The organism is Anoxybacillus sp. UARK-01 (assembly GCF_002075365.1).
Taxonomy (GTDB): Bacteria; Bacillota; Bacilli; order Bacillales; family Anoxybacillaceae; genus Anoxybacteroides; species Anoxybacteroides rupiense.
Genome location: NZ_NASY01000020.1, coordinates 1 through 6,181 on the forward strand (window position 1 = coordinate 1; position 6,181 = coordinate 6,181).

Below are 6,181 nucleotides of genomic sequence, written 5' to 3' on the forward strand. Positions count from 1 at the left end.
GTTTAGTAGTAAAAGGAGAAGGTTTAAAGGATGACATTTATATACAATATTTTGATATCTTCACGAATGAAATATTAGATATAAAAAACTTTAGTAATCAATTTGAGGAACTTTCTGTTCTATATACTATTAACAGTGGAATATATGGGATTGTCAATAAAGAATGGATAAATATTGGAAAATTATCTAAAGGGAAATTCAATACGGAAGAATACAAGTTACCTGACTTTGTATTTTATAATGGTAAGCAGTATTTTGTGAGTAGGGGAGATGCAAATACACCAATCGTAGAATTACAACCTATTTCTAAAGAAGAAGGGGAGAAAATCAAAAATCCAATTGGTCTGATTGGAAGTAATAATATTACGGAAATGCTTGTTAAAGCTTACTATGAGAAACAAGGTCAAAAATAAGATATTTAGCTTTTTTAGGGTTATCCCTTTGACTCTAGGGATAGCCTTTTATTATGTAAATTACATAGTAAAGACGGCCGCCGCATTCAAAAGAACGTCAATGGCGTGGTAACGAACTACCACTACCAAGGCGACAGCCTCAACGTCTTATATGAAACCGACGCAAGCGGAAATGTGGTACAATCATATGTATACGGAGAAAACGGCCAGCTGTTGGCGATGAAAAAAGGCGGGGCGACGTACTTCTACCACTACAACGCCCATGGCGATGTCATCGCGTTGACCGATGCGCAAGGAAACGTGGTCGCTCGTTACGAATATGACATATGGGGCCAAATTCGTTCCCAAACGGGCGCCCTAGCAGACGAAAACCCGTATCGCTATGCGGGATACCAATATGATGAAGAGACGGGATTGTACTACCTCATGGCCCGTTACTACCACCCAACCCATGGCGTGTTTTTATCCATGGACCCTGATCCAGGAGATTCGGATGATATTCTAACCCAAAACGGCTACACATATGCGAACAACAACCCGGTGATGTTGGTCGATCCGGATGGGCATTTTGTGTGGATGGCGATTAATGCGGGATTTGCGGCGTATGATGGGTATAAGGCGTATAAATCAGGAAAAGGATGGATGTATGTCGCCAAAAAAACGGCTCTTGGCGCGGTTGGTGGGAGAAAGCTTAAACTTGTTAGAGGTGCAGGGAAGTATATTGTTAAGGTTGGAAGGCAGTACACAAAATCTAATTTCCAACTTGGTCGACAGATGCATAAAAAATATATGGCTCATTTGCATGATGAATTAAAAGGGAGAATTAAAGAATATAAAGGGATAAAAGGTATTCGTCCAGATTTTGTGGATTTCAATACGAGAACGATCTATGAATTAAAACCGTATAATCCTAGAGCCATTGCTCGAGGGAAGCGACAGTTAAAAAAATACAAGCGAATGTTTGAACAAGAACGTGGAGGAAAATGGAAAACAATTTTGCATGTTTATTAAGGGGTGATAGAATGGATAAATCCGAATTTGTAAAATATTTAGATGAGTTGTTTAAAGCCCACTCTTTTAAAAAGAAGGGAACCCAGTGGAGCTTTAGCAATGACGAGATTATAAAAATAATTAAATTATCAAAATCAAATTATGGTAATTATTATCATATTGATTATGGGTTTATTATAAAAAACCTTGAGCTAGGCCGCCTTGTGATGCATATTTATCATAGACTAAGTTCCTTGGATCAGGGAGAAAGTATAAGAATTAAGGAGCTATTAGATTTTGAGATTTCTATCCCTGACGAAGATCGAAAGAACGAACTGAAAAAGTTTATTGAAAGAGAAATATTTGGAATGTTCGACAAGATTCATACGGAAAAAGATCTGTTAATGGAACTAAAGAAACGTGATTATTTAAATGATATTCCATTACGAGTGAAAAAATATTTTGGATTAGAAGATGCCGATGAATGTTAAGATTTTTGAGTTTTGAATTAGAATGAAGTAATAGGTATCTATTAAGTATGCCAACCTTAGGAGAGTCTATATCTCTCTTAAGGTTTTTCTCTTTTTCAAGAAAAGTTTGACCCAATTGGGCTTATGGAAGGAAATCTACGAGTGGCAACCAATCGTATTTTGATTGAAAATGAAATTTAGAAAAAGACGAAAAGCATTTATCCGATAACCTCGGATAAATGGAAGAAATTCCAATTCTCACATAGTTCCTTTAGCCAAACCGACACCTACCAATACAACGCGTTGGATCAAAATACGGTTGTTCAAGATGGAACGTATACGTACCGTTTGGATTATGACGAAAGAGGCCATGTTCGCACGTTTACCACCGGAAATGAAGCGGGTGCCACCTTTACGTATGACGACCGCGGCTTGGTGAACAGTCTGGTGGTGGGAACGGCGAACGGAACCGAGTTATTGGCGGAAACGTACCGTTACGACGAAAACGGCAATCGGACGAAAATCGAGTCCTCAACAGGAGAAGCGATCGTTTACCGTTATGATGCGCTCGATCAACTAGTGGAAGAGCAATGGCCGGATGGAACGACGATCGAGTACACGTACGATGGATTCGGGAACCGGACGAAAATCGTGAAAACGAAAGACGGATCATCGACGACGACGACGGCCGATTATAATGCGGCGAATCAGTTGGTTCGTTTCGGCGATGAAACGATCACGTATGACGCGAACGGCAACCGGACCGAAGACAGTGAGTACCAATATGAATGGAACGAAGCCGATCAGCTTGTCGCTATCACTCGAAAAGGCGAAAGCGCGCCGTTTGTCACATACAAATATGACGAAGACGGTCGCCGCATTCAAAAGACCGTGAATGGCGTGGTGACGAACTACCACTACCAAGGCGACAGCCTCAACGTCTTATATGAAACCGACGCGAGCGGAACTGTGGTACAATCGTATGTATACGGAGAAAACGGCCAGCTGTTGGCGATGAAAAAAGGCGGGGCGACGTACTTCTACCACTATAACGCCCATGGCGATGTCATCGCCTTAACCGATGCGCAAGGAAATGTGGTGGCTCGTTACCAGTACGACACATGGGGCCAAATTCGTTCTCAAACGGGTGCCCTAGCAACCGAAAACCCATATCGTTATGCCGGATACCAATATGACGAAAAGACGGGACTCTACTACTTGATCGCCCGTTATTATCACCTAACCCATGGCGTGTTCTTGTCTATGGACCCTGATCCAGGAGATTCGGATGATATCTTGACGCAGAACGGCTACACATATGCGAACAACAATCCGGTGATGCTGGTCGATCCAGATGGGCATTTTGTGTGGATGGCGATTAATGCGGGATTTGCGGCGTATGATGGGTATAAAGCCTTTAAAAAAGGTGGTTGGAAAGCAGCAGCGATTGCCGTTGGCGTGGGACTGGTTGGCGGTGCGGCGTTTAAAGGAGCCAAAATTGCGTATAGAGCATATAAAGCAGGTAAATTTTCAAAAACTTATAGGCTAGCGAAAAAAGTTGCAAAAAAACATGGAGGTACGTTGGAAAGAGCTAAGGGCAATGGATGGAAAGTATCTATTCCTGATGGAAAGCACTCCTATCGGGTTAGAGTGATGAATGCTGGATCTGGTAATAGAAAGAAAGCATATTATCGAATAAGTCATTCTAAATATGGTTCATTCGATAGGTATGGCAACAAAAGTAGTGATAGGTCATACACACATATTAATCTTTCAAGGAAATCTTATAAGGAAATAAGCCGTATTTTAAATAAAAAGTATTAGAACAGAAAGAAGGAGTAATATGGGGAACGCTGATATACAGAAAATACTTGATAAACTATGGGGAGCTGAAATTTTAGATACACAAGTAGACTTACTAAATGACATTATAAAATTTAAGATTAAGATTACGGATGATAAGGTTGTAAAATTTCATGAAATAGCTTTTATTGATGTTTCTTCATTTTACTTTGTGAAGGATAGTGAAGAATTTAGATTTCATTTTTATGATAGGGAAAAAGTAGATTTTTTGGAGTTAACCTCTATCCATTATCAAAACGAACCTTTAGGTGAACTACATTTTTGCTTACCAAATGAGGAGGAATGGAGTAAACAATATCATTCTAAAGTCAATATTATAATAGAAATTTGGGATTCAATTTTGTTGATTGAGACAAGAAAAATTTCTCTAGATGGAAAAATAATAAATATAAAAAAATAATTTATTATTTGATTTTGAATTGAGGATGGCTATTTTGTTAGAAGAGCACGAAAAATTTTTTGTTGTATTCGGTACCGTCAAGAATTTTGTGTAATGTAAGATAGATAGGGTATCTCTGAAATGGATTTTAGAATAGAGAGGGGGACTGTTTCCTCCACACAGGAGACTGAATATTCAGTCTCCTGTGTGGAAAGGGGGGATCCCCTTATTTCGTTAATTTACAGTGTTTGGTTAGTGATAACGCTCTTCAAACATTCGCTCGAGGGCTTCATGAGCTTCGGCAAATCCTCGCAACCTTCTCCCTGCCCATTTCTCATTAAAATCTTGAATGGTCAAATATACGACTTTTTCAGCGGCTTCTAAACTATTCAAACTGTTCATCGGCTTGAGACGTTTCCGAATCTCCTTGATCGTTCGTTCGATGGCATTGGTCGTATAAATCACACTTCGAATACGGCTTGGATCATCCATAAATGTAAGGAGGACATCCCACTCATTGGCCCAAGATTGAACTTCTCTTGGATACTTGCTTGACCATTTCGACTCAAACTGTTGAAACATCTGTAACGCCATCTCCTTATTCGGCGCGCGATAAATCAGCTTGAGATCCTCGGCCACTTCAAATTGGTCTTTTTTCCGAACACGATGGAGCGTGTTGCGGACTTTGTGAACGACACAACGCTGCACATCGGCTTTCGGATAAACCGCCTTAAAGGCTTCCTCCAACCCTGGTAGTCCATCGAATACGCCCAGAAGCACTTCCTTGGCGCCTCTTTGGTAGAGGTGTTGAAGAATTTCCTGCCATACATAGGCGCTTTCTTGTCCTCCCACAAAGAAATCAAGAATTTCGCGATATCCTTCTTCGTTCACCCCTAACCCCACATAAATGACTTCTTTCTCCACGGTTTCGCGACGAAGTTTTACGTATAAACCATCCAAATATAAGACGGAATAACGCTTGTGCAGTGGACGAGTGTGCCATTTCTCGATGTCTTCCTTCACTACATCGGTCATACGGCTGATCGTTGCAGGAGAATAGGCATTGCCTAAAATTCGTTCAATAAACTTGCCAATTTCACGCGTACTCATCCCACTTTGATACATCTTGATGATGGCTTCCTCCAGCCAGCCGGTGTGGCGTTGGTAAGGAGCGAACAATTGGGTTTGAAATTCTCCGTTTCGGTCTCTAGGGACCAAAAGACCTTCAATCCGGCCATATTGCGTATCTAGATTTCGTTGATAGTAGCCGTTTCTCATATTCGACGTTTCAGCTTGTTCCATTTCGAGGAAATTTTTCATTTCTTCCCGCATGATTAGTTCTAATTTTTCCTTTACAAACTGACGAATGACACTTTCCAGTTGATTCGTCCAATCTACATTCGGTATACTTTTCGACATAGGTAGGGTACTCCTTTCTCTGGAATGTGTTGTGGTCCAAATCAGAGAATACCCTACCTTTTTTTCTTTTGGTCTAGCCAAATGCTTTATACAAAATTTTATACATCATCTGTTTAATCTAGCGGGTTTACTTCAGGGAGGAAAAATGTTAAAAAATACACCAAATAACAAGGTAATTAGCAATATATTTAACACTAAAATAACAATATAAATCGCAAAGAAAAACGCTCGGAATGAAAATCCGAGCGTTTTTAATACTCATTTACTGTTTCTTATTGAACCAACACATCCTTTAGTTGAATAGTTTATTTAAACACGATTTAAGTGCGTGTCTTTAAAATGTGTTGGATATTTTAATCCATAACCAATCATCCTATCCATTCCGATATGAGCAGACCATATTAAACCTACCTCTAAAACCACTTCATTTGATAACAATACTCCTAAGATAACAGCTCCAATTGGTAAACTATATGTATGAAATAAATTATAAAGCACGGCACCAACCTTATTATTGAATAAGTAACCAATCATTGATATATCTGGAGCGAATAACAAAACGAAAAATAAAAGCCAACTAAATTGATTATAAGAGTAAAAATAAAGACTCAACAATAGGATAGCTGCCCCTTCTTATGAATAAAATT

5 protein-coding genes and 2 pseudogenes are annotated in these 6,181 nt (G+C 39.6%); 5 read left to right on the forward strand and 2 right to left on the reverse strand.

The genetic code is table 11. The features are described from left to right. The 5 genes and pseudogenes from B6A27_RS18585 to B6A27_RS02225 all read left to right on the forward strand — a co-directional run. A pseudogene (locus B6A27_RS18585) lies at nucleotides 1-413 on the forward strand (hypothetical protein); the annotation flags it as partial. Between the two features lie 63 nt (nucleotides 414-476). After that, a pseudogene (locus tag B6A27_RS02210) lies at nucleotides 477-1,424 on the forward strand (RHS repeat-associated core domain-containing protein); the annotation flags it as partial. Nucleotides 1,425-1,435: 11 nt separating this feature from the next. Beyond that, entirely contained in the window at nucleotides 1,436-1,894 is a 459-nt protein-coding gene (locus B6A27_RS02215) for a DUF4304 domain-containing protein (RefSeq protein ID WP_159719906.1), read from the forward strand. A 282-nt stretch (nucleotides 1,895-2,176) separates the two neighbouring features. Continuing rightward, nucleotides 2,177-3,697 (forward strand): RHS repeat domain-containing protein, encoded by a 1,521-nt coding sequence (locus tag B6A27_RS02220; protein WP_080859928.1) that lies wholly within the window; start codon nucleotides 2,177-2,179, stop codon nucleotides 3,695-3,697. A gap of 19 nt (nucleotides 3,698-3,716) precedes the next feature. After that, entirely contained in the window at nucleotides 3,717-4,136 is a 420-nt protein-coding gene (locus tag B6A27_RS02225) for a YxiG family protein (RefSeq protein WP_066149114.1), read from the forward strand. 231 nt (nucleotides 4,137-4,367) lie between these two features. Here B6A27_RS02225 and B6A27_RS02230 read toward each other — a convergent pair whose 3' ends face one another. Both B6A27_RS02230 and B6A27_RS02235 read right to left on the reverse strand, forming a co-directional pair. After that, nucleotides 4,368-5,534: an IS256 family transposase gene (locus B6A27_RS02230; RefSeq protein ID WP_066149112.1), complete on the reverse strand. Its 1,167-nt coding sequence runs from the start codon at nucleotides 5,532-5,534 to the stop codon at nucleotides 4,368-4,370. Nucleotides 5,535-5,843: 309 nt separating this feature from the next. Further along, nucleotides 5,844-6,155 carry a DUF4260 domain-containing protein gene (locus B6A27_RS02235; protein WP_139788047.1) on the reverse strand — a complete coding sequence of 104 codons (312 nt, stop codon included), beginning with the start codon at nucleotides 6,153-6,155 and terminating at the stop codon, nucleotides 5,844-5,846. Between the last annotated feature and the right edge of the window lie 26 nt (nucleotides 6,156-6,181).

Bases quoted from the DNA above. Each gene is read 5' to 3' on its own strand.
- B6A27_RS02225 (WP_066149114.1), top strand. From the start codon at position 3,717: ATGGGGAACGCTGATATACAGAAAATACTTGATAAACTATGGGGAGCT.
- B6A27_RS02215 (WP_159719906.1), top strand. From the start codon at position 1,436: ATGGATAAATCCGAATTTGTAAAATATTTAGATGAGTTGTTTAAAGCC.
- B6A27_RS02230 (WP_066149112.1), bottom strand. From the start codon at position 5,534: ATGTCGAAAAGTATACCGAATGTAGATTGGACGAATCAACTGGAAAGT.